At 44.2% G+C, this 22351-nt stretch carries 21 protein-coding genes; 13 read left to right on the top strand and 8 right to left on the bottom strand.

Going from position 1 to position 22351, the window contains the following annotated elements; genetic code table 11:
• Window positions 1-31 precede the first annotated feature (31 nt).
• Both RLO19_RS16440 and RLO19_RS16435 read right to left on the bottom strand, forming a co-directional pair.
• Complete coding sequence (locus tag RLO19_RS16440; protein WP_446358070.1) at window positions 32-1369, bottom strand: energy transducer TonB; 1338 nt, start codon at window positions 1367-1369, stop codon at window positions 32-34.
• A gap of 63 nt (window positions 1370-1432) precedes the next feature.
• The gene (locus RLO19_RS16435) at window positions 1433-2167 is read right to left on the bottom strand and encodes a precorrin-2 C(20)-methyltransferase (RefSeq protein ID WP_446358113.1); all 735 of its coding nucleotides are present in this window, start codon (window positions 2165-2167) and stop codon (window positions 1433-1435) included.
• 47 nt (window positions 2168-2214) lie between these two features.
• On the opposite strand from RLO19_RS16435, the gene RLO19_RS16430 reads away from it, so the two are divergent.
• Window positions 2215-2919 carry an esterase/lipase family protein gene (locus RLO19_RS16430; protein WP_446358068.1) on the top strand — a complete coding sequence of 235 codons (705 nt, stop codon included), beginning with the start codon at window positions 2215-2217 and terminating at the stop codon, window positions 2917-2919.
• A 147-nt stretch (window positions 2920-3066) separates the two neighbouring features.
• On the opposite strand, the gene RLO19_RS16425 is transcribed toward RLO19_RS16430, so the two are convergent.
• Entirely contained in the window at window positions 3067-5040 is a 1974-nt protein-coding gene (locus RLO19_RS16425) for a cation:proton antiporter (RefSeq protein ID WP_446358066.1), read from the bottom strand.
• Between the two features lie 329 nt (window positions 5041-5369).
• Here RLO19_RS16425 and RLO19_RS16420 point away from each other — a divergent pair, with 329 nt between their 5' ends.
• On the top strand, window positions 5370-6701 hold the full coding sequence (locus tag RLO19_RS16420) for an ArnT family glycosyltransferase (RefSeq protein WP_446358064.1): 1332 nt from the start codon (window positions 5370-5372) through the stop codon (window positions 6699-6701).
• 238 nt (window positions 6702-6939) lie between these two features.
• Here RLO19_RS16420 and RLO19_RS16415 read toward each other — a convergent pair whose 3' ends face one another.
• A complete protein-coding gene (locus tag RLO19_RS16415; RefSeq protein ID WP_446339148.1) occupies window positions 6940-7344 on the bottom strand; it encodes an AbrB family transcriptional regulator in 405 nt (134 codons plus the stop codon).
• A gap of 455 nt (window positions 7345-7799) precedes the next feature.
• Here RLO19_RS16415 and RLO19_RS16410 point away from each other — a divergent pair, with 455 nt between their 5' ends.
• The 6 genes from RLO19_RS16410 to sppA all read left to right on the top strand — a co-directional run bounded on the left by RLO19_RS16410 (window position 7800) and on the right by sppA (window position 13637).
• Window positions 7800-8243 carry an RrF2 family transcriptional regulator gene (locus RLO19_RS16410; RefSeq protein ID WP_446339147.1) on the top strand — a complete coding sequence of 148 codons (444 nt, stop codon included), beginning with the start codon at window positions 7800-7802 and terminating at the stop codon, window positions 8241-8243.
• 18 nt (window positions 8244-8261) lie between these two features.
• Window positions 8262-8663, top strand: a complete 402-nt coding sequence (locus RLO19_RS16405) for a GFA family protein (protein ID WP_446358062.1) — start codon at window positions 8262-8264, stop codon at window positions 8661-8663.
• Window positions 8656-9714 (top strand): adenosylcobinamide-phosphate synthase CbiB, encoded by a 1059-nt coding sequence (cbiB, locus tag RLO19_RS16400; protein WP_446358061.1) that lies wholly within the window; start codon window positions 8656-8658, stop codon window positions 9712-9714. The genes RLO19_RS16405 and cbiB overlap by 8 nt, the downstream gene beginning before the upstream one ends.
• 34 nt (window positions 9715-9748) lie before the next feature.
• Complete coding sequence (pyrR, locus tag RLO19_RS16395) at window positions 9749-10288, top strand: bifunctional pyr operon transcriptional regulator/uracil phosphoribosyltransferase PyrR (protein WP_446339144.1); 540 nt, start codon at window positions 9749-9751, stop codon at window positions 10286-10288.
• A gap of 188 nt (window positions 10289-10476) precedes the next feature.
• Window positions 10477-11505 (top strand): type 2 isopentenyl-diphosphate Delta-isomerase, encoded by a 1029-nt coding sequence (fni, locus tag RLO19_RS16390; RefSeq protein WP_446358059.1) that lies wholly within the window; start codon window positions 10477-10479, stop codon window positions 11503-11505.
• A 317-nt stretch (window positions 11506-11822) separates the two neighbouring features.
• Window positions 11823-13637: a signal peptide peptidase SppA gene (gene sppA, locus RLO19_RS16385; RefSeq protein WP_446358057.1), complete on the top strand. Its 1815-nt coding sequence runs from the start codon at window positions 11823-11825 to the stop codon at window positions 13635-13637.
• Between the two features lie 809 nt (window positions 13638-14446).
• On the opposite strand, the gene RLO19_RS16380 is transcribed toward sppA, so the two are convergent.
• Entirely contained in the window at window positions 14447-14986 is a 540-nt protein-coding gene (locus RLO19_RS16380) for a helix-turn-helix transcriptional regulator (protein WP_446358055.1), read from the bottom strand.
• A gap of 187 nt (window positions 14987-15173) precedes the next feature.
• Between RLO19_RS16380 and RLO19_RS16375 the strand changes: the two genes are divergently transcribed.
• From RLO19_RS16375 to RLO19_RS16360, 4 genes are read left to right on the top strand one after another with little or no spacing between them, the layout of a single operon-like run.
• Window positions 15174-15548, top strand: coding sequence for a hypothetical protein (locus RLO19_RS16375; RefSeq protein WP_446358053.1), 375 nt, complete (start codon window positions 15174-15176; stop codon window positions 15546-15548).
• 43 nt (window positions 15549-15591) lie between these two features.
• On the top strand, window positions 15592-16128 hold the full coding sequence (locus tag RLO19_RS16370) for a hypothetical protein (RefSeq protein ID WP_446358051.1): 537 nt from the start codon (window positions 15592-15594) through the stop codon (window positions 16126-16128).
• Window positions 16129-16143: 15 nt separating this feature from the next.
• Window positions 16144-16899, top strand: a complete 756-nt coding sequence (locus RLO19_RS16365) for a hypothetical protein (protein ID WP_446358049.1) — start codon at window positions 16144-16146, stop codon at window positions 16897-16899.
• A 56-nt stretch (window positions 16900-16955) separates the two neighbouring features.
• Window positions 16956-17183: a hypothetical protein gene (locus tag RLO19_RS16360; protein ID WP_446358048.1), complete on the top strand. Its 228-nt coding sequence runs from the start codon at window positions 16956-16958 to the stop codon at window positions 17181-17183.
• A 213-nt stretch (window positions 17184-17396) separates the two neighbouring features.
• Here the strand turns inward: RLO19_RS16360 and RLO19_RS16355 are convergent, their stop codons facing one another.
• Window positions 17397-18314, bottom strand: a complete 918-nt coding sequence (locus RLO19_RS16355; RefSeq protein ID WP_446358046.1) for an alpha/beta fold hydrolase — start codon at window positions 18312-18314, stop codon at window positions 17397-17399.
• Window positions 18315-18704: 390 nt separating this feature from the next.
• Window positions 18705-19367, bottom strand: coding sequence for a GDYXXLXY domain-containing protein (locus RLO19_RS16350; protein ID WP_446358044.1), 663 nt, complete (start codon window positions 19365-19367; stop codon window positions 18705-18707).
• Window positions 19368-19778: 411 nt separating this feature from the next.
• Here RLO19_RS16350 and RLO19_RS16345 point away from each other — a divergent pair, with 411 nt between their 5' ends.
• Entirely contained in the window at window positions 19779-20711 is a 933-nt protein-coding gene (locus RLO19_RS16345) for a bestrophin family protein (RefSeq protein ID WP_446358111.1), read from the top strand.
• A gap of 259 nt (window positions 20712-20970) precedes the next feature.
• On the opposite strand, the gene RLO19_RS16340 is transcribed toward RLO19_RS16345, so the two are convergent.
• The gene (locus RLO19_RS16340; RefSeq protein WP_446358042.1) at window positions 20971-22332 is read right to left on the bottom strand and encodes a DUF2157 domain-containing protein; all 1362 of its coding nucleotides are present in this window, start codon (window positions 22330-22332) and stop codon (window positions 20971-20973) included.
• Window positions 22333-22351: the final 19 nt, after the last annotated feature.

The following is a 22351-nucleotide window of genomic DNA, read 5'->3' as shown; positions in this document are numbered from 1 at the left end:
TCAAAAATTGATAGCGAATGCCCATCTTGAGCTAGAGTGTCGGTACAATAACCGAATTATCCGCTGGATTTGAGGCTTCGGGTGTCTCCTCCGGTGATGGTTGGGGATTGGCTGACTCTTCCGGTTTGGCTTTTTTCGGATCGGACTCTGAGGTTGTTTGTGATGGCGATTGTTGTCCAGGATTGACCGGATCACGATCAGACGTTTCCTGATTGGAAGAGGGAGAGTTATTAGAATTCGATTCCTCAGACGCCTCCGGATTCACGGGTTGGGGCGTTGGGGAATTAGAAGGCTCAGGATTTTGAGTCGAGGCTTCTGGAGGTGCTGGCTTCGGGCAAACTTTTTCTTGACCGGAAAACTGGACAGATACCCGGTATTCCTGCGGCTGTTCAGTGCGATTTAGAAAACGCTGAGCGTTAATTTGATCCTGTGCCTTTTGATCGAGAATGGGATCACCAGCCCGTCGAATCGGTTGTAAATTCGTCGGTTTGCCATCAGCGCCTACAACGACGCTATAAATGGGTGTGCCGTTAAGCTGCTTTTGGCAAGCGTCTTTGGGATAGGAAGCAATTAATGTTCTTTGGAGTACGGGCGGAGGTTCTACTTTATTCCCTTCAGCACGAGTGCTATCTTCGGCTTGCTCAGGCGGTTTATTCGCTATGGGCTCGTCTGATTCTGATGCAGATTCTTCCGTATCGGGGGTTGGAGCGTTTTCATTGGCTGGGGGATTGGGATCTTGATTAGTAGCAACTTGCTCTGGGGGGGATTCCTGTGGTTGAGATCTTGCATGATCGCTTGACTCGTGATTGGGTGATCGTGCCAGACGATCAATACTAGTCGTAGACTCTGGTTCTGAGTATATAGAGTCTGGGTTTGTTGCTCCTAGGGGAGGCGATGGAGGAAGTTGGTTGCCAAAAACCGGGATTCCTAAATTTCTCCTCAAGGGTGGAAATGGAGTACTCGGTTGACTTCCGGGCGCAATCGTTCTTATGGGTTTCCGACTTATCGATGATGACGGAATTTTTAACGATTGTGGAGGGGGCGTCATCGAAATGTTGCCATCGAGGGGCAAAGAATCTTGGAGGGGCAGAGGTGGGAGAGGTGGGAATGGCGATGTTAATGGTGTCTGCTGATAAATATACGGGGGCAAAGTTGGCACCGAAAGATCAGGTAAGCGACTTAAATCCGCTTCAGTTAATTCCAACAGTTGTACAGTGCGCCGAGTCGGAGGCGCTTCACTGGAAAAAACGGGTACATAAAAGGGTAAGGTTAGCCCCAAGACGACATGAATACCAACCGATGCGATTACAGCAATACCAGTTGGCTGATTTAGTTTCTCTGAGACAGTTTTAATTAAGAAATTAGACATAGTTGTTATCGTTCTCTCGGTTGCGGGGTTGTCGGGAATTCTATTGGTTTTAATAAAAATAATCTAGAGTCTAATTGAACTCAGGGATTGGGTAACGTTGACAATCATTATGGAAAAGTAGGGTAATTTTAGGGTTGAGCGATCGCGTAAATCTTGATAAATGACTTGATCCGGTAGGGTAGCGCGTTCGACTACCCAGGCGGTGTCCAATAACTGGCGGCGATGCAACACCTGCCATACCTGTTCATACACCGAACTCACTTTCATCAGGACTATGACATCCGCCCAATCTAAAATAGTTTCCAGTTCCTTTACATTATAGAGAGCAGGCAGCACCACCAAGCGATCGCGCTGTACGGTTAGGGGTAATCCTAACACTGAGGCGGCTGCCATGGGTGAACAGACGCCTGGGATCATCTGCACAACGGCAGTTGATTGCTGCTGTTGTAAGGTTTGCGCCAAATAGGTAAACGTGCTGTAAAAACTGATATCCCCTTCACAAACAAACGCCACATCTTGCCCTACCTTCAGATAATGCCAAACCTGCTTGGCGGCTTCTTCCCACGCTTGGGTAAGAATGTCTTGGTCTTGCACGTAAGGAAATATTAAGGGAAGTTGAACTTGCTCAGCCTTTAACCATTGCCCCACAATTTGTTGAGCCATACCCAGTTTACCCCTCACCCCAGCCGGAAAAGCCACTACAGGAGATTGTTTCAGGATACGTAGGGCTTTGAGCGTGATTAATTCGCGATCGCCAGGACCTACACCCAGACCGTAAAGTGTGCCAACTTGCCCCATCACTATTTGTTAACTTTGATTAATAATTCAAAAATATCAAATTCCAAATGCCACTACCGACTGTCATTGTACCGGGTTTTTTTGCCGGGGCAACTGAATATCGAGGACTAGAAACCGCTTTAAATCAGTTTGGGTTTCCCACCGTTACTGTACCACTAAGACAAGGCGATTGGATTCCCACCATAGGCGGTCGCTCAGTCGTGCCAATTTTACGGCAACTTGATCAAACCGTGAAACAGGTTATGGCAGATTACAGCGCCACTCAGGTTAATCTGATTGGTCATTCAGCCGGGGGCTGGATTGCCCGAATCTACCTCGGCGAAAAACCCTACGATATTCATCGCAATGTGACTCTTTCAGTTCCAGGATTATGGAATGCTCATCCAACCATTGCCACACTGGTAACACTGGGAACACCTCATAGTAGCCAAGAACGCTGGACCAAACGCAATCTGGATTTCGTGGCAATGAACTATCCGGGAGCGTTTTATCCCCATGTCAAGTATATCTGTGTCGCCGGTAAAGCTATCTATGGTCAACGGCGCTTGGGTCAATGGTTAGCGTATAACAGTTATCAGCAAACCTGTGGAGTTGGAAATTGTTGGGGAGATGGGATTACTCCGATTGAAGCGGCTCATTTAGACGGCGCAGTGAATCTCACCTTGGAAGGGGTGCTGCATTCACCTCGGCGACAAGGACTTTGGTATGGTTCCCAAGAAACGATGAAATCATGGATTCCCTATTTAATTTAAAAATTGTAGGGGCACCATCCTTGCGCCCTTTATTCAATAAAAACACCTACATTTTGTTTGAGTAAGGGCGGGTTTTGTTGAAATGTTATCCGTACTTCCCACTAAGGAAGCGTCTAAACCCGCCCCTACACACTTACGCACCATGCCCTATGAGCGAAGTGAAGGGTCAACCTTCACCTCTTCTTCAACTTTAGATTTATTGGCAATTTCTTTAATTGCTTTCTCTGCCACAGGCTCTGAAATCGGTATTTCCTCAACTTCTGGCAACTTTTCTACCGCTAGACGGGAAGACGAACTGCCACCGGATAAGCGTTTCAATAGTTTAGGTCTAGGATCGTGTAGCAGATAAATAATTTGATCATTAGCCTGCCAGGTTTCATTCGCGCTAGCCACTTGTATACCGCCTTGCCGTTCGATTAACAAGGGAACCAGTTCTCCCGCCCGGATTAACGCTTGCAAATGCGCTCGCTGAAATGCCAATCCCGACTCTTTCAAGGTGGTTGTACCTAACTTCACTTGCCCCTCAGTAATATACTTATTCCACGTCTTAATCGGCAGTTGAGAAACAAATGCTTGATTGACTTTCGTTTTATTATTCGTGGCATTGGCTTGGGGATCACGAGGAAATACGGCAATCACTCGCGGCGGGGCAAACTCTTCAACCGCTCGCTGAGCCAAGACCAAGTTCACCTCACCATTGTTTGTCATTGCCAAAAATGTACCCACCGATTCAATCCCAGCTTCTTCTAAAACGTCAACATCCAAACCACTGCTTTGGAACACCCGCAGATTTTCTTCCTCGGCTTGTTGGCAAGCTTCCGGGTCAGTGTCGATGAGGACAACTTCTTCTCCCTGCTCTTGAAACAAACGCGCAATCAGCCGACTCAAGGGATTACAGCCAACAATCACGGCACCCGTTGCCTTGTCCTGGGGATTCAGTTGCAGCCATTGGGCAACCCAACGTGCTGTTAACCCTTGTACAAATACTGTCAGCATAATCGTCAGGAAAACCAGGGCTTTAATCGAATCCCCACCATTAATCCCGCGTTCGGTGAGGAGAATCGCAAACAAGGAGGCGACGGAAGCGCTGACAATCCCTTTGGGAGCAATCCAGGATAAAAAGATTTTCTGTCGCCAATTTAAGTCGCTATTCCAGGTACATAAGCTGACGCTAATCGGGCGCACCGCCATCATTAATGCCAAAACGGTGAATACACTTCCCCAACCTAAGGCGAAAACACTGTCAATGGACAAATCGGCGGAGAGCAGAACGAATAGCACGGAAACCCCAAGCACCGTTAATTGTCCTTTAAACCGTCGCAACAGTCGCTCTTCGGGTAGAGAAGACGCACCGACAACGATTCCGGCGACGACGGTTGCCATCAATCCGGATTCCGAGCGAATCGTTTGTGCCAAACCAAATAAGCCCCACATCCCGGCTAGCACAACCAGATTTTTCAGGTCTTCTGAAAGAAATTCAGCTCGTTTGAGAAACAAACCCAACAACCAGCCACCGATACCGCCAATCACACCACCAATACCTAGGCGTAAACCTAGACCGATAATGGCAGCAGATGCTCCAGCCTCGCTGTTGAGAATTGTATCAAGTACGACAACAGCTAGAATGGCACCGACTGGGTCAATTAAAACCCCTTCCCCTTCTAAAAGGGCGGCAACTCGTCGATCAACTTTCACTTGTTTGAGCAGTGGACCAATAACCGTCGGACCGGTCACAACCACCAGAGCAGCATAGAGAAAGGCAATCGGCCAGGGAAATTCTCCTAACCAATGGGCTGCCATCCCACCGCCCAGCAGCGTAATCAGCGTTCCCAGGGTGACTAGGTTTCTCAGAGAACCCGATACTTTGCCTAAGTCGCGCAGGTTGAGGTTAAGCCCTCCCTCGAAAAGAATTACGGCGACTGACAAGGCAACAATAACTTCCAAACCCACTCCCAGTTCTTGGGGGTGTAATAAACCCAAACCATCGGAGCCAAGGGAAACGCCAAAGATCAGTAGAAAGACAATGCTGGGAACCCTCAGGTACTCGGCAATCACCTGAGCGCTGATTCCAGCACAGACAGCGATGACCATTTGTAGGGTTAATTCAAAAGATCCTTCCATAGGTTTGCCTGTCGCAGGTGAGAGACTTGGGTCTAGATGCCTAATGATTGGCTCTATTTCACAAAGCCTAACTATATTACTGTGAATAAGCAGCAGGAGTGGTTCGGTTGACCCGTCGGGTGTGATTAACGTTGATCCTAACGCGGCTACATCTATCTATAGCTATTGGTTAAAGTTTTTTATTTTTAATTGAAAAGTCATAATTGAAAAGTCACCGTTTGATTAGGTCGCGCCACGGGTTGAGTTACGGTGCAGGCACAGGCAACCCGTTGGATGGCAGCAAGGTGAACTACTCGCGACCAGCAGCACTCTAAGTTGTTCGTTTAAAGATGAATCGTCAAACATTTATTTGGGGACACTCCGGGAGCAGAATTCGCAGAACTCAACGCTGGGTTGAGCGGATGTGGGTGTTTAGCTTACTTTTAGCCGCGCTGCTCTTATTTTGTATTAATCTGGATAGCCCACCTCTATTAAATGGGGGTGAACAAATGGTTAATCAGGTTGCTCGTGAATTGAGTAGCACGCCTTGGGCATCTTGGCAATGGTTTTATCCCACATTTGGTGATCAATCTTATGTTGAAGAACCACCCTTGCTTTATTGGCTAATTGCTTTAGCTTATAAGACAGGAAATGATAGCACCTTGATGACACGCTTACCGACTGCTCTGCTGAGTGTTCTATCCATTCCCCTCTTCTATGGAATCGGTCGGGAAATTTTTCCATCCCGTCAAAACGCGCTTTTTTCGAGTTTCATTTATTTAACCGTATTACCTGTTGTACAGTATGGACGACTCGCCATCCTGGATAGTACGGTGCTATGCTTTGTCATGCTGATGATGGTATGTCTGTTGCGATCGCGTCGTGATTTTCGTTGGTCCTTGGGAGCAGGCATTGGATTCGGTTTAATTTGCCTCACTCAAGGAATTGGATTGGGATTTGTTTTGTTGGCGATTGGTTTTATCTTTATTGCCTGGGATACCCCTAGACTACTCAGATCTGGCTATTGGTGGTTGGGTTGGGTGTTAGGTATCATACCTGCGTTGGTTTGGTATACTTTACCTTGGGTTTATAGTCAAGGGTTTCTCACCGCTAATCTAGTTAAAGAATCATTACAACCGTTTTGGCATTCAGTAGAGATTAACCGGACTCTTAAGAGCGATTACGATTACCTATTGGAACTCTTAAAATTCTCGGTTCCCTGGTTACTATTTTGGTCTTATGGATTAGGGCTGGCGTGGAATAATCGCAATTGGGGTTGGGCAAAATTCGTATTGGTTTGGACGGGTGTTTATGGGGGAGCTGTTTGTCTGATGGCGTTTCCTTTACCGGAGTATAGTTTGCCGCTCTACCCAGCTTTAGCACTAGCGGGTGGCGCTCAGCTTACCGCTGTGTGGAATTTGCCCCGCTCTCAGTCCTATCCTCGTCTATGGATCTTTGGGTTGAGTTTCATGTCCTTAGGAGCAATCGCCGCGACTATTTATTTAGTCCTAGAAGCCTCCCAAAGCCTTTTCCCGGTGGTTTCCAGCTCAGTAGCATTAACCTTAGCGGGAGCAGCTATCCTCGTGGCTCGACGCGACCTGCAATTTATTTTCATTTTGTTTTGGGGAATGTACGTCTCTCTATTATTGTTGATGACCTCTTCCCATTGGATTGTGTCTTAGCCATTGAACTTACATCCTGACCAAGACAATCCGTTCACAATAGCAATTTATCCCCCGCTGCATCTTTCAGATGACAACGGGGGTTTTTTTTCCAACTCCAATCAAAATCATATCGTCCAACCATTCAGTTGGGACGAGGACTTATCAAGTGTCGCTACTTTGACTTAAGACAATTGAATTTTGGGTAAACCGTCAGTATCTTTAGCCTCTGGAGTTTTCCTTCGCCATCGGCTGAGCCTTACTCTTCGATTTCGTCTTCTGCGCCAAGTTGCTTGAGATGAATGTGCTTGCGACCTAAGGAGATTTCAAATTCATCTCCAGGTTGTAAACCCATCTGTTTTGTGTAAGCAGAACCAATCAGCAGATTGCCGTTAGATTGCACCGAGATGCGATAGCTCGCACTCCTACCACCCCGTCCATTGCCATTGGCTTTGCTATCTAATTCAATACCCTCAGCATCAATCAGTGCATTGAGGAATTTCATCATATTGACGCGCTCTACATCGTTTTTCGTCACGGTGTAGTAGCCACAGGCTCTAGCTTTTTCTTCTTTGCTGAGGTTACCTAGCTCTCTAACTTTCTCAAGCAGTGCTTGACCCTCTAAGGGTTCCATCTTGGGCTCCATTTTTTTCTTTTTAGCCATCAACTTGAATCTAAACCTAAACAGTGAAGTCTCGGGTAGCGCTTTCGCTATACTGACACATAACCAAGATTACAAAATCTTGATCTTATATCACCCTCTATAAAACTATATTACACCCATACTGTCAACTTTGTTGGTTATATTTGTTGAATTTATCTTTGTAACAAATCAATCGCCGACTGGAGAAGGTGTCAGTAATGGAGACGGGGCGATAAGGTTGGGCGTTTCCAGTTGATCCAGTCATCAACAAAAACCAACGATGTGTAAAACTCAGGGTTGATGGAAGGCATTATCAGGCTTCAGGAAAAACCTCTGAGGTTATAGTTGACAGTACAACCTTCCTGGGACAGCCATAAAAACCATTCAACTCTTAACCCTGTACGACTCAACCAGAAATTAGCTGGATTAGACTCCAGCTAAGAGCCAACTCCAAGCTAGGATAGTTTGCCATCCCTATGAAATTGACAACTCGCGGACATTATAGTGTTAAAGCGCTACTTGATCTCAGCCTACAGCCCGGTTATGGACCAACATCCGTTAAAATGATTGCCCATCGTCAAGCTCTACCAGCTCCATATTTAGAGAAACTACTGATTGAAATGCGTCGTGCTAATTTAGTGAATTCAGTACGCGGCTCTCAAGGTGGCTATCAATTAGCTCGCGAACCTTCAAAAATTTCCCTAGGTCAAATTTTAGAAGCCGTTGGCGAAACAATCGAACCATTACACCATCACACAGCAGATGCGACTGTTGCCGAAGACTGGGTAACCTTAACCTTGTGGCACCGACTCCACCAAAAACTGAAAGATGCCTTATATAGCATTACCCTTGCCGATCTTTACTATGATGCTCGGAGTTGGCAAGCTGCTCAAGGAGAACAAACCAGTTTTGTGATTTAATAGATGCTTTGCTGGGAAATGACCACCATGAATCAACCAATTACCTATCAAGGGGGCTGTCACTGCGGTGCTGTCCGTTTCAGTGTGACAGTTGACCAGCACGAGGCAATCGATTGCAATTGCTCAATTTGTCACAAAAAAGGCTTCATCCACCTAATTGTACCCCCTGAACGGTTTACTCTATTGAGTGGGGCTGACGTTTTAACAACATATACGTTTAATACTAATACGGCTAAACATACATTTTGTCGTATTTGTGGGATTCACCCCTTTTATCGCCCCCGTTCTCATCCCCAGTCGATTGATGTTAACCTGCGTTGTCTCGATGATGATGTACTGTCTCGATTTGCCAGAGTGTCGTTTGACGGTGCCAATTGGGAAGAAAATATAGATACGCTCAAAAGCAACTACATTGACTAGAAGTGCCATTGTTTTGTTACTTGCCGCCAGTCTAGATTACTGGATAGGTGATCCTTGGGGTTGGCTTCATCCAGTCCAAGTCATGGGTTGGCTGGTTTCTCACCTCAGCCAATGGATTATTCACAATCTTTATCGCCCATGGAAACGTCGCCTCGCCGGAATTGGATTGGGGTTAGGATTAATTATCGGTAGTGGAGTGGCAGGATGGGTAATTGTGCTGGGAGCAAACTGGCTTCATCCTTGGGTAGGGATTGGGATTGAAAGTATTCTGCTGGCAAGTTGTTTGGCAGGTCGCAGTTTGCGAGATGCGGCTAATGATGTGGTAGAACCATTAACCGATGGAGAGTTAGAGCAAGCGCGTTCTCGTTTGAGTCGATATGTGGGTCGAGATACGGAAAAACTTACAGCACCAGAAATGCTCCGGGCTGTTCTAGAAACAGTCGCAGAAAATGCTACCGATGGTGTTACAGCGCCCTTATTCTATGCTATTATCGGGTCATTTTTTCCGGCGGTGGGTAGCGCTCCCTTGGCTTTAGCCTATAAAGCGGCTAGCACTCTGGATTCAATGATTGGTTATCGACGCGAACCTTACACAGATTTAGGTTGCTTCAGTGCTAAACTTGAGGATTGCTTAACTTGGTTACCCTGTCGGCTAACGGTAATAACGTTAGCCCTTTTGTCAGGAAAACCCCGTAAGGTATGGAGTTTATGCTATCGGGATGGGACTAAAGATCCTAGCCCAAATTCAGGTTGGAGTGAATGCGCTTATGCTGCTATTCTGGGCGTACAACTGGGGGGAACTAACTGGTATCAGGGAGTTGCTAAATATAAACCCCTTTTAGGTGATCCGGTTGACCCGATTACACCGACCAAAATTGACCAAGGGTTACAGTTGACCCGATACTGCTGTTTGATTTGGCTGGTCATCGCGATCGCACTAATTGAGTCTTCTCAATTGTTCCCATCCTTATATATATGGCTGATAATTAAAGACGATACCCGATTATTCCCCATGCTCCCTCTAGACAATATCCTAGATTTTCTCCCCTAGTCCCATCCCATCCGCCATAAAACCAGTAACGAGAATGCCAACTCAAATTATTGAAATTCTCTCCGCCGAAGAACTGCGCCGTACTGTCACTCGTTTGGCATCAGAGGTGATTGAACGCGCCGGAGATGTATCGAAACTCGTCCTTTTAGGCATTTATACTCGCGGAGTTCCTCTTGCCAAACTGCTAGGACGCCAAATTGAAATGTTAGAACAGGTATCAGTAGCGGTGGGTGCGATCGATATTACCTTTTACCGCGATGATTTGGATCAGATTGGCGTTCGTACCCCGGCTAAAACGGATATTTCCTGTGATCTTTCTGGCAAAATTGTGGTACTGGTTGATGATGTTATCTATAGTGGGCGCACAATTCGTGCTGCTCTAAATGCCGTGACTGAATACGGCAGACCCCAAGTGATTCAGTTATTAGTTCTTGTCGATCGCGGACATCGCGAGTTACCGATATGTCCAGACTTTACGGGCAAACAGCTACCAACCTCCAGAGACGAACAGGTAAAAGTTTACCTGCAAGATTTTGATGGACGAGATGCTGTGGAGTTGATCAAAGTCTTCTAAGGTGTCAGTTGGCATAACCAGTCATGCCTTCATCTAGAGAGGTTCCATGACACATCTGTCAAAAATTCGGAATTTTGGTAGCAAATATTACCGTTTTTCTGTTGATGACTTAACCGATGTTCTAGGTTTTGCCGCCAACCCTGATCACCAATCCCCTCTTTCCCTGTTCCTTTCTATTTCCCAGCACAATGACAGAAACCCAGACGCGCAAAGCAGACCACATCAGGATTTGTCTCAATGAAGATGTCCAGTTTCATCAAGTTACCAATGGACTGGAACGCTATCGCTTTACTCACTGTTGTTTACCGGAAATCAACCGCAGTGAGATTGATATCTCCACCAGGTTTTTGGGTAAAATCTTAGGCGCTCCCTTGCTAATATCCTCTATGACTGGGGGAACCCAACAGGCGAAAACCATTAATTTTCGCCTTGCTCAAGTAGCACAAGAGTATCAATTAGCCATGGGTGTGGGTTCCCAGCGAGTCGCCGTGGAGAATCCTCAAGTGGCGGATACCTTTGCCGTGCGATCGCTAGCACCGGATATTCTATTATTGGCGAATCTTGGTGCGGTTCAACTCAATTACAGTTACGGCTTGGATGAATGCTTGCGCGTGGTTGAACTTTTAGCCGCCGATGCTTTAATTTTGCACCTGAATCCCTTACAGGAATGTATTCAGACGAACGGGGATACAAAATTTCACGGCTTACTTGACAAAATAAATAAACTATGCAATAAGTTACCTGTACCTGTGATTGCCAAAGAAGTCGGCAACGGCATCTCAGCACCCATGGCACAGAAGCTGCTGGAGGCGGGTGTAAGCGCAATTGACGTAGCCGGTGCTGGGGGAACATCTTGGGCAAAGGTTGAAAGTGAACGGGCATTAAATCTCAAGCAACGTCGCTTAGGACAAACCTTTGCCGACTGGGGATTACCAACCGCAGACTGTATTACTAGTATTCGAGAAATTGCCCCAGAGATCCCCCTGATCGCCTCGGGTGGATTACGGAACGGTTTAGAGGTTGCCAAAGCGATCGCGCTGGGTGCGGATTTGGCAGGATTAGCATTTCCCTTTCTCCAAGCCGCATCAGAGTCTACAGAGGCGGTGGATGAACTCGTACAGTTATTAATCGCTGAAATAACTACTGTACTTTTCTGTACAGGGAATGTTAATCTGTCTCAACTCAGACAATCTGGTGTCTTACAAAAGTTAGGATGAATGTTTGTAGTAGGCGCGAAGCGTGCCAGAAGCGAAGACAGTGCTTACTACAAACTCTTAGTTCAGTGACATTCAAGTTAGGATAGAGGCAGTTGTCTGTCAAGATGGCTATAGGCTCTTTGTCCGAAACTCAGCGTTGGTTAAGTCAAGCCGATAAAGAGTATCTTATAACAAAGCAACAAATTAATCAACTCAAACCCCTAATTAGGGAAATCGAATCTTAGTTAAACTCTTATCTTAAATCAATCGTAAAAATTCCCAAAAACCCCTAAAAACAGACAACGGATAACGGAAATATCACAACAAACAACCCTAAAATGCGTCAATTTATTAAGCAAACCTTCGCCAGTGTAATTGGTAGCCTGATCGGTTTTACATTGTTTTTCGGCATTGGTACAGTTGGACTCATTAGTTTAATTATCACCGCCGCATCTAAAGATACGGGACCCCAAGTCAAGGATAAATCGGTACTGGTTTTTGATTTATCCTTAAATATTAGGGATACCGATCCCACATCCAGCACCAGTAGAGCAATTGAAGAAGCCCTATCTGGAGAAGAAACCGACACAATTACATTACGCACTGTTGTTGATACCTTAAACGCGGCGGTTGAGGATTCACGGATTGTGGCGCTTTACCTGGATGGATCACGTACAACTACCAGTAGTGGGACAGGGTTTGCCACGCTAAAAGAAGTCCGAGAAGCGTTGGAACGATTTAAAGAAAGTGGGAAAAAAATTATTGCTTATGATGTTGATTCGGGAGAAGGGGAATATTATCTGAGTTCAGTTGCAGACACCATTATCCTCAACCCGATGGGAAGCCTAGAAATGAATGGCTTTAGTTCTGAACCCATGTTTTTCACGGGAGCCTTGGAAAAATTTGGCATTGGGATTCAGGTAATTCGGGTAGGTAAATATAAGTCAGCGATAGAACCGTTTGTCCTCAAAGAACTGAGTTTAGAAAACCGACAACAGATACAAGCATTATTAGAGGATCTGTGGTCAGAATTTCGGACAACGGTGGGGAAAAGTCGTCAGGTAACGCCCCAACAGATACAAGCGATCGCGGATAATCAAGGTATCGTCTTGGCATCGGATGCGATTGGACGTCGCTTAATTGATAAAGTGGGGTATTACGATGAAGTCATCGCCCAACTGAAGGAACTCACCGGTGAAAGTGAGACAAAGGAATCATTTCGTCAGATTCGCCTATCTACTTATGCGGATATCGCCGATAAACCTGGCACCCAACGCTTTTCTCAAAACAAAATAGCTGTACTTTATGCCGAGGGTGAAATCGTCGATGGTGAAGGGAGCATTCAACAGGTGGGAGGCGAATCCTTTGCGGCACAAATGCGGGAATTGCGGCTGGATGATTCAGTGAAAGCTGTCGTATTACGGGTGAATAGTCCAGGTGGTAGTGCTACCGCGTCTGAGATTATCCAACGGGAAGTCAAACTCACACGCGACTCCAAACCTGTGATTGTTTCCATGGGAGATGTTGCTGCATCTGGGGGATATTGGATTTCCACCTATGGTAACCGGATTTTTGCCGAACCCAATACAGTAACGGGTTCGATTGGTGTTTTTGGACTACTGATGAATGTCCAACAAATTGCCAACGAGAATGGGATTACGTGGGATGTCGTGAAAACGGGGCGTTTCGCAGATACCCAAACCGTTTCTCGTCCTAAAAGCCCTCAAGAGTTAGCCCTGATTCAAAAAATAGTTGATCAAGTTTACTGGAAATTCTTGGCTAAAGTCGCAGAGTCTCGTAAGCTACCCCAACAGAAGGTGGCACAAATTGCTCAGGGGCGAGTTTGGTCGGGTATTGATGCTAAACAGTTAGGGTTAGTGGATGAAATTGGCGGATTGGATGATGCGATTGAGTATGCAGCACAACAGGCAAATTTAGGAGAAGATTGGGAATTAGAAGAGTATCCACGATTCCAAACCTTGGAAGAACGTCTGCTTGAAGAATTTATGGGGAATAGTAGTGCTAAAACGCGACAGCCTGATCCTTTAATGGCAGAGTTTCTGAAGCTTAAAGAGGATTTGGCTATGTTACAAGCGATGAATGATCCAAAAGGTATTTATGCGCGTCTACCGTTTAATTGGCGGTTCGATTGAGGACAGTAATCCCCTTTTTGCCAAGGCGATTTAAATCGCTGCTACACAAACCAAGTCCGCGCAGGCGGACTGGATTATAAAAGGAGTTGTTAACCAAAATTTTGTATAAATCAATGCGACTAATTTTAACTTGAATGGCACTGAAAATTTGCAGTTTTGGATCACCAAAACCCTTGCTATACCGTAGTGGCGTGGCACACCTTATTTAGTGAATTAGAATGGGCGCCCGGAAACCGTAGGGGCGCATGGCGTGCGCCCGATTCAATAGTAAAATCTATTGCACCATTTTAGCTGTGCCACGCCAGTAGTACATCGGCAAAAAAGGAGGCAGGAACAACAAATGAATCCATCACCTGTGGTGAAAAAACTCATGGGATTAAAGGCGGAAAAAATTACATTATATCCAGAAAATATGTAGTGGCGTGGCACACCTAATTTGGTGTATTAGAATTCTATCCAGAAACTGTAGGGGCGCATGGCGTGCGCCCATAAAATCTGCAAATCTAATCCATCATTTTAGCTGGGTCACGCCGCCATCGTGAGGAGAGCGTAGCGTAACGCACCATTACCACTATATATGATGTACCTACTGGACTGACACAGCTAAAATTGTGGAATAGATTTGACGGTGAAATTGGGCGCACACCGTGCGCCCCTACAATACTAATCCACCATTTTAGGTGTGCCACGCTACTACGTAAATTATTTTTATTTTAAACCATGATATGGATATTGGTGAAACAATGGATGAATTGATACTTATTGCTGGAGGAGCTTTAGATAACCAATATCAAGACTAAATTATTTATCTACCCATTTGAATTTTTAGAAATATTTTCGTTAAAAGCGTTCTTCAAGTCCAAAGCCTGCTCCATATTAGTCAAAGAATCATGCTTTAAACTTTCTGAAGAGGATGTGGTGGGTATGCGTAAATTAAAGGCGATTACTATTTGATTATTCTCTATACTAATATTACTGATATTAACTACGCTCTTTTCCGGCAACAAATCACTGACGGCTAAGTCTGCAGGTGACTGAACTTTATTATAGCCTGCCTCCTCAAGCCATTCTGTAATATTTCTCCAATTTTCTATTTTTTCATTACATTTGTTGACCAAACTTTTAACATATCGATACAAAGTGGCACAGAGATCGGTTTCTACTCCCTTAACATTCTTACCCAGCTTCTCTGCTATTTCCGCCGGACTATAACCGCAAAGCAAACCCCGCAAATGTAGCTTCTCAACGGGTGTCAGACGCTTGCCTTTAGCCGAAGCGAGGTCTATATATAGTGTTTCTAAGTCCCAGTGGTTTGACGCCTGGGTAAACTGCTCATCGGTGGATGCCATAGTTGAAGCACTCTAAATTCCTGATGTGATCCTAGCGTAATTACTGACGTTTATCAGTTAATCACTAAGTATAAGTAGTTTATTATAAGTAAAAACGCCTAATTTCTTGGGTTAGACAGTAATTATACTCAGAGTTCTCAAGAAAAAGTAAGCGATCGCTAGCCAATAGCAAATAGGAGACATGAGAATGTCAGTTTTCGACCAGCGTGGTCAAAAGGTAAATATTCAGAACAACGCTGCTGGTAACACAAACTTCAGTGCTGCTGGCAACATAAACTTAGGTGCTGTTGAAAACCGCGCTGATCTTGTTGGTGAATTAGAGAAGATTAAGGATGAGGTAGCAAAAGCAAGAGATGCCGAGGTTATCGATGCTGAACTAGCTACAGATGTCAATTACCACATTACAAAGGTTGTTCAGCAAGCCAACAAGCCTGAACCCAGTAAAACCACTATATTGAACCACACCAATACGGCAAAGAATCTGATAAAGGGAGTCGCTGGAGCGGGTGGTCTTGTCACAGCTTTAATGAAGGTTGCTGAACTGGTTCAAACCTTATTCTAAGAACCCAACAATCTTTTTTGTAACTAGATTGTGGCTAAGGATTATGGCAAACTATGACCAGCGAAATCAGTGGGTTGATACGCAGTTTAACGAGTTTAACGAGTTTAACGTAAATATTCAAAGCCCTTCTGAGCCTGATCCAACGATGCTGTTGAGTCAGGGGATTAAGTTGCTGGAAGCAAAAGCCTATCAGGAGGCGATCAATGCGTTTAGAGCCGCTATTAAAACAGGTCATGCAAGCAGTGATGCCTACTATTACCTAGCAATAGCACTCCTGAAAGGTAAGCGACCAAAGATATTAAACCGTAGTGAAGTGGAAGAAATCGATCAACTGCTCAACGCCGCGACTGCTATGGGAGACTCAGATGGTACTGTTCTGTGGTTTCGCGCTCTTGTTCGAGATGACTATTTCAATGGTAATGGAATAACGCATTATCCACCACCATTTGTTAATGATATTATCACGACTGCTCTCTCTAGCAACACGCATATAAATATAAATAGGTTGATTGCTTTATTACAAAAATTGCCAATGTTTGACAACCAATTGTATGCACTACTTGTTCAAAAGCTTGTCTAAAGGGAGATAATAGCGATGAATGCATTTCAAAATAGTTCAGAAGATGATAAAAGGAGACGAATTAAAAATTATTTCGCTAAGCCCAAGTTAAAGTGGCCCATCATACTGATGGTAATTGGCTTAATTATATTAACGCAATCTTCAATAGGATTAATTTTTGTGCTGGCGGGAGGAATATGGTTATTCATAGAAGTCAAACCTTTGTTTGATGCGCCTGGTGATCAGACTATTGATGCTTGGTTAATCAATGATATTGAATCTCTTAAAAAACGCTCACTTCAACGTCTCAATATAGATGAATCTGAATTAATCAGAGAGTCTATTTCTATTAGAGGTCCTATTCTATGGGAAACCAATGGGATTGACACTAAAGAGTTAGCTTGCAAGAAGGGTAAAGATGGTCGTATTCGATTTAGTATCAATGCGATTACAGTAGTGCATTTAACAGAGCATAGACTTAGTTCCTATCAGTGCAATTATAACTTTATCAAAGGGGTTCCTCTTAATGAACAAGATGATGAATTTCACTACAGAGATGTTGTAGCTGTTTCTACCCGTGATGAATCTACTAACTATACTTTGCCAAACGGAAATTTAATGAAGCAAGCTCAGCTTTTTAAGTTAACTGTATCCAGTGGCGATAGTATTGCAGTGATTGTCAATTCTGACGATATCCTTAAGTATGCAGGTGGCACTGGCACTATTGTTGAAACAGGACTTGATAATGCTATCAAGGCTCTACGTAAGGTTTTGAGCGAGAAAAAGCTTTGAATTTTATTGATTGTAATTTAAGTTGAACCATAAAATTTATAATCAGGGAGTTACGAATGAAAGTATTAGGAATAATCGTCAATATTTTTCTGCCTGGAGTAGGCACTTTAATCGTGGGAAAAATAGTACAAGGAATAATCCAGATCGTACTAGCAATCTTTGCTATTGCACTTGGTTTTACAGTATTTGGAGCTATTATTGGTATTCCAATATATTTAATTGTATGGATTTGGGCAATTGTAAGTGCCGCAACTGTAGTTGATAGAAACCAAAGGAATCGTTAAACTCTATTCAGCAACCTCTGTTTTTAGCCATGGCAATTGGAAATTGCGAAACTATAAAAACGCAGTTTGCCTGGGCGGACTGAATTGTAAAGGGGGTGGCTAACCTTGATTGGTATAATGCAGGAGAGGGCGCAAGCCTTGCGCCCCTACAAAAAAATTAATATTTTATTTTTCTATAAATGATTTTTTTATGAGAATCATTAACTTCTATCTTTACTGTTGATGAATCCAATCAGCGACAACAGAGACAAAATCAGCCGTTGACTCATAAGGCAAAACATTTCGACCCGGAATTTGACACCCCTGACCTTGGGGCAAATGCTTGATATAGTAATCTAAGCGTTGCTCTGGTGTTTCTAATTTACCCTCGCGACTAATACTGCTAGCTTCTTCGCCTACTACCACTAATGTCGGTTGAGGAATGGAAGCAATAACCTGTTGATAGTCTTGTCGCCAAAACCCAGATAGGAAAGAAAAAACAGCATGGCGACTAGCGGTATCAGCAGCACCTTCTTTGAGACTATCTAACCATTGTTCATCAATATCTTCTGGTTTAGCAAATAGCTGCTTCGAGGAAAACGAACGCAAAAATTGACGACGACGGGCGTAGCGATAGAATAGACGACCAAAAGGTGAATCAAATAGATTCCAGGCAAGTTTGTGCTTCAATGTAGACGTTTCTTGAGTCATTACAGCCCAAGAAGGCGGACCCGATAATACGCATCCTTTGATATAACTAGATGCATCTGGTAATTGGACTAGAGAAAGGGCTACGGGTAACTCTGCACCTTGCACCACTATAATGGCGGGTTTTTTGACAACAGTCTGTAAAAAATAACCTAACTGTTGCGCCCAATCTGTAGGATGATAAGCAACATGGGGCATATCACTTTCACCACATCCGAGTAAGTCTGGATTATAGATGGGTTGAGAATATCCCGCTTGATACCACTGTTGACAAAAGCGATGCCAAAACCAACCTGATAACCCGACGCCAATCGGATGCAGTAACACCAATGGTGTATCGCTAGCCTGATTCGGCTGATAATATTCGTAAGCACAACGATAATTACGCCAACTGTAAAACTCAGTTGTTGCTGACGGGATGGGAAAGTTTGAAGTAGTTGTCATAAAAAGTCAATAGTCAACAGTAATAAATTATCTAGGGACAGGTTTAGCCACAATTGTAGGGGCGGGCTTAGGAACTACAGCAGTTATTGGTGAAATAACTGAACAAGAAAACCCGCCCTAACTTATTGATAACATATCAACAAAACCCGCCCTGATTCAATTATCGGGGCGTGACACAGTTCGTAGTAAGGGCTTTAGCCTTTGGTTTTGTTGGGTTTGGGAGCATGTCAGGGAAAGCAGATAATGTTCATGCTAATCCTAAAGTTGGGTTTCGTACCTCAACCCAACCTACAAAATACAAACGTGACATGCACCCGTTGGGTTTCGGCGCGTCAACCTAACCTACAACCTCCACTATTAAGGACAAATGACAAATGACGAATTACCAAATCAGAGACGATATTGGCGAATCTGTCGTTGTGAGGCTTCACCAGTCCGCACCCAAAGACTAATAGGAACGGCATTTCCCAAACTATCCACCTTAATTTCCATAACAATAGGCGGAAGTTGTTGGGTTTGTTCGGGATTAGCTTGTCTGGCTGTCTGCAGATCATCATTAATCTGATTGCGTTCGGCTTCAGGCATATTATAATTTTCGAGTCCATACTCAATTAATCCCCGTTGGGCAATTCCTCTGAGAACAACCTGATTGTTGGTGAGAGAAGTAGGACGTTTGAGGGTAAGGGCAATGGGTTCCCACGGTTGTGGTAGTCCAGGCAATCTGAGTGAAATCGGTTCAGCTAAAATCACATAAAAGTGAGTTCCTGGCTTGATAAACGTTAAGGTGTTGTCATCACTTTGTTGTTTGGGTAAATTATTCCAACCTGGTAAACCACGTAATTCCTGTTGACTAGAGATGTCATACCTCATGGTTTGAGAGTAGCCTCGCAATAGATTGGAAGGTTCTAAGGGGGTTGTTTGCAAAATGATGATTTTACCTGTGATATGAGTGTAAATTGCTTGGGCGGGAACTGCCAGGATTAAAGCTGTTTGAAATAACAAAGCGAGCCAAAATCGCCGGAAATGAATAGAATAGGTCGTGTCATTTGTCATTTGAAATACTCATTTATCTTGAGAATGTTAGCTCTTCTAGATTAACTAGGATAAATGTCGAGGCGGCTCTGTCTGTAGCCATAAGAGCTATGACTCCCCGGAGATTATCGTAAGTACAACGTTTTCAGACTCGATGTGATACAATCTTTCCAAGAGTAGAAAAACACTAGATCATAGTTCCTGTACTACACTGTGTTAGAAAGTGCTGTACAAATATTTTAAGACGGTTCTGAGATTACTCGTTTTTATTGTACTACAAAAAACTACTTCAACTTGAAGTACGGAATGTGAGTATTGTTCGCTATGGCTCTGATGATGTACTTAACCCTGCACCAGAAAAGTCTAAGGGATTCAAAATTGTTATTAATTCAAATGTTTCTTGAAAAAACAGGCAGAAAAAACAAAGGGGCGATGCCAAGTTTAATTAATAACCCGGATTGGCAGAAACGGAATTGGTTTCGTCTTGCTTTAAATTTAAAAGGGTCAGTCATTATAGCTATTTTACCTCGCGTTATCTTATGCAGTGTTTTTGGTTTGGTTATTTCACTCTTTTATGAGCTTGGATTTTCCGTGTTTTTGCCAGTTTTGAGTGGATTGGTTCCCAGTCTTGTCTTAGGTTTACTCTTAGTTTTCCGAACCAATACGGCTTACGAACGTTTTTGGGAAGGTCGTAAAATCTGGGGAATGATAGTTAATACAGTTCGTAACTTGGCTCGTCATATTTGGACTGCCATCGCCGAAAATAGCTCAGAAGATAAACAGGCTAAAGAGGAAACCTTGCGCTTATTAGTAGCGTTTGCTGTAGCGACTAAGCAACATCTCCGAGGAGAGCGATTGCACCGTGAGTTAGAACCGTTGATGTCAGCAGAGCGGTATCAAATCCTCCAATCCATGAATCACCCACCCCTGGAAATTGCTTTTTGGATTGGAGATTATCTGCAAAAGCAGCACGAACGGGATTACCTCAACACCTATCAACTCACTGCCATGTTGAAATTACTCGATATAATGGTTGACCTTTTAGGGATGTGTGAACGGATTCTCAAGACTCCTATCCCTTTAGCTTATTCGATTCATTTGAAGCAATTGTTATTAATTTATTGCCTATCACTGCCATTTACTATAGTTAGCGAACTGAATTGGCTAACTGGGATAGTTGTGGGAGTGATTAGTTTTGCTGTGTTTGGGATTGAGGAAATTGCCATTGAAATCGAAAATCCCTTTGGTTATGATACCAATGACTTACCCTTAGATACAATTTGCACAACAATGCAACACAATATTGAAGATTTAATCACGCTAGAGCCTTTTGTGAGGCATTGGCAAATGACCAATAACCAATAACAAATGATAACTTACAGCAGTTTGCTCTGCTATGCGGTACATTGTCGATCCCCCTCGCATCCCCCGTGCAATAAAAGCGAAGCATCCGCTGGCTTCCCCCTTTTTAAGGGGGACGGGAGGGGGATCGAAAAGGGGGACTTTTATGTACTGTACTTTATGGAGAGCGCAAAGCGCTGTATTTGCCATGCTAAACGGTTATCGAATTATTGATGCAGACGCTCTAACACCTATCCCCACAACAACAGTTATTCAGCAGCCCCTATTTAGAGTGTTGAGCGCGAATATAGTATTCAAAACTTACCCCAGCCGCTATAAGACCGCAACCACACAATAAAAAAACTAGGGATTTGAACAGTAAATCGGTGTTGTACTCTATCATCCGACTTAATACTTGCAACGTTAACAACACTAACCCTCCCCAGAAAAAGCGTCGTTGGGCTTGGGTGATTCCCTTACGGATTAAACCGACAGCCAACAATAGTAAGAGTAAATTGAAAGTTAGTACAGCAGCGATATCTAAAGAACCCGTGCTTAGATGCCAATAGGGAATGACAGCACTAATAACAGTCATGAATGCCACAAAGCCAGTTATTCGGTTGAACTGACGCCAACTATGCAGCCATTCCCAAATGGTTAAGCTGACTAAGATAAACAGATTGACCAAAATATACCATGGTACATGAGAGGTATTGTTAGCAGATGGTATAAAGGAGACATTCCACATCCAATAGAACGATAAGAGGGAAAATAAGAGACTGAGGAAAATAATGGCAAGCGTGCGGGCTGTACTCTCAAAGGACTTAGCATTTTCGAGATACCGTCTCCAAAACTTATCCCTGTATCCCCATAACAATGCTGGCGGAAGGGCGCAAGCGATCGCGCTAACCCAGGCGGGGGCGACTAAAAGGTTGAGGTGTACTAAGTTGAATTCCAACGAATAAATCACCGCGATCGCACCGAGGCGAAAAATCCACCGAGAACCGCACCAGTAGGCTAAGGGAATAAACATCACACCCGATACTACGGGCATAAATCGTACCATTAGCCGCAGCCATGCTATCTCTCCCAGCGCCAAAAATTCTGGTTGTCCTTGTCCCTGGATATATCCAATTGTGATCAAAAGGGCAGAAAGTATCCCTAACCCCGTTAACCGCAAGCTATACGCCATCCCTAAGACACCGAGTCCCCAAAGCAGCAGCAACTGGTAAGGGGGTCTATTTTGGTGAAAGATTTGGGACATCAGCGCCATATTTGCCCCCAGTGTCAGCGCCCCTAGCACTAGCAATGTCTTTCCTAAATGGCGTTTTCCTCCTTTAGGACGTTGCCATAAATAAAAGCCTGCTGTATTTAATCCAATAAACAGAAGCAGGAGTAACGCTACTCTAAACTCTCGCGACCAAACTTGCCAGTTGGCGGCGATAAGCATAATCGTACCTACGCCTAAAAGAATACTACCTATCAACAGAAGAATCGAGACAAATTGCTTACGGGAAGCAGTTTCGAGTTCCTCAAATTGATAGCGTTGGGCAAGTTGTTCATAGACAGAGGCATCAATTAACCCCTCACTCTGCCATTGCTGTGCTTCTTGACGCAACTGGCGACGAAACTTATTGGAAGCCATATTAGCATTTTAGTTCTGT

The sequence above is a fragment of the Coleofasciculus sp. G2-EDA-02 genome (assembly GCF_040226375.1).
GTDB lineage: Bacteria > Cyanobacteriota > Cyanobacteriia > Cyanobacteriales > Coleofasciculaceae > Coleofasciculus.
Note: the sequence above shows the minus strand (reverse complement) of the source record. Positions and strands in the feature narration are given on the sequence as shown.

Coding starts and splice junctions, on each gene's coding strand:
- RLO19_RS16375 (WP_446358053.1), top strand. CDS start 15,174: ATGTCAGTTTTCGACCAGCGTGGTCAAAAGGTAAATATTCAGAACAAC.
- RLO19_RS16435 (WP_446358113.1), bottom strand. CDS start 2,167: ATGGGGCAAGTTGGCACACTTTACGGTCTGGGTGTAGGTCCTGGCGAT.
- RLO19_RS16420 (WP_446358064.1), top strand. CDS start 5,370: ATGAATCGTCAAACATTTATTTGGGGACACTCCGGGAGCAGAATTCGC.
- sppA (WP_446358057.1), top strand. CDS start 11,823: ATGCGTCAATTTATTAAGCAAACCTTCGCCAGTGTAATTGGTAGCCTG.
- RLO19_RS16405 (WP_446358062.1), top strand. CDS start 8,262: ATGACCACCATGAATCAACCAATTACCTATCAAGGGGGCTGTCACTGC.
- RLO19_RS16425 (WP_446358066.1), bottom strand. CDS start 5,040: ATGGAAGGATCTTTTGAATTAACCCTACAAATGGTCATCGCTGTCTGT.
- RLO19_RS16350 (WP_446358044.1), bottom strand. CDS start 19,367: ATGACAAATGACACGACCTATTCTATTCATTTCCGGCGATTTTGGCTC.
- RLO19_RS16365 (WP_446358049.1), top strand. CDS start 16,144: ATGAATGCATTTCAAAATAGTTCAGAAGATGATAAAAGGAGACGAATT.
- RLO19_RS16380 (WP_446358055.1), bottom strand. CDS start 14,986: ATGGCATCCACCGATGAGCAGTTTACCCAGGCGTCAAACCACTGGGAC.
- RLO19_RS16345 (WP_446358111.1), top strand. CDS start 19,779: ATGCCAAGTTTAATTAATAACCCGGATTGGCAGAAACGGAATTGGTTT.
- RLO19_RS16440 (WP_446358070.1), bottom strand. CDS start 1,369: ATGTCTAATTTCTTAATTAAAACTGTCTCAGAGAAACTAAATCAGCCA.
- RLO19_RS16410 (WP_446339147.1), top strand. CDS start 7,800: ATGAAATTGACAACTCGCGGACATTATAGTGTTAAAGCGCTACTTGAT.
- RLO19_RS16430 (WP_446358068.1), top strand. CDS start 2,215: ATGCCACTACCGACTGTCATTGTACCGGGTTTTTTTGCCGGGGCAACT.
- RLO19_RS16355 (WP_446358046.1), bottom strand. CDS start 18,314: ATGACAACTACTTCAAACTTTCCCATCCCGTCAGCAACAACTGAGTTT.
- RLO19_RS16340 (WP_446358042.1), bottom strand. CDS start 22,332: ATGGCTTCCAATAAGTTTCGTCGCCAGTTGCGTCAAGAAGCACAGCAA.
- pyrR (WP_446339144.1), top strand. CDS start 9,749: ATGCCAACTCAAATTATTGAAATTCTCTCCGCCGAAGAACTGCGCCGT.
- RLO19_RS16370 (WP_446358051.1), top strand. CDS start 15,592: ATGGCAAACTATGACCAGCGAAATCAGTGGGTTGATACGCAGTTTAAC.
- RLO19_RS16360 (WP_446358048.1), top strand. CDS start 16,956: ATGAAAGTATTAGGAATAATCGTCAATATTTTTCTGCCTGGAGTAGGC.
- fni (WP_446358059.1), top strand. CDS start 10,477: ATGACAGAAACCCAGACGCGCAAAGCAGACCACATCAGGATTTGTCTC.
- RLO19_RS16415 (WP_446339148.1), bottom strand. CDS start 7,344: ATGGCTAAAAAGAAAAAAATGGAGCCCAAGATGGAACCCTTAGAGGGT.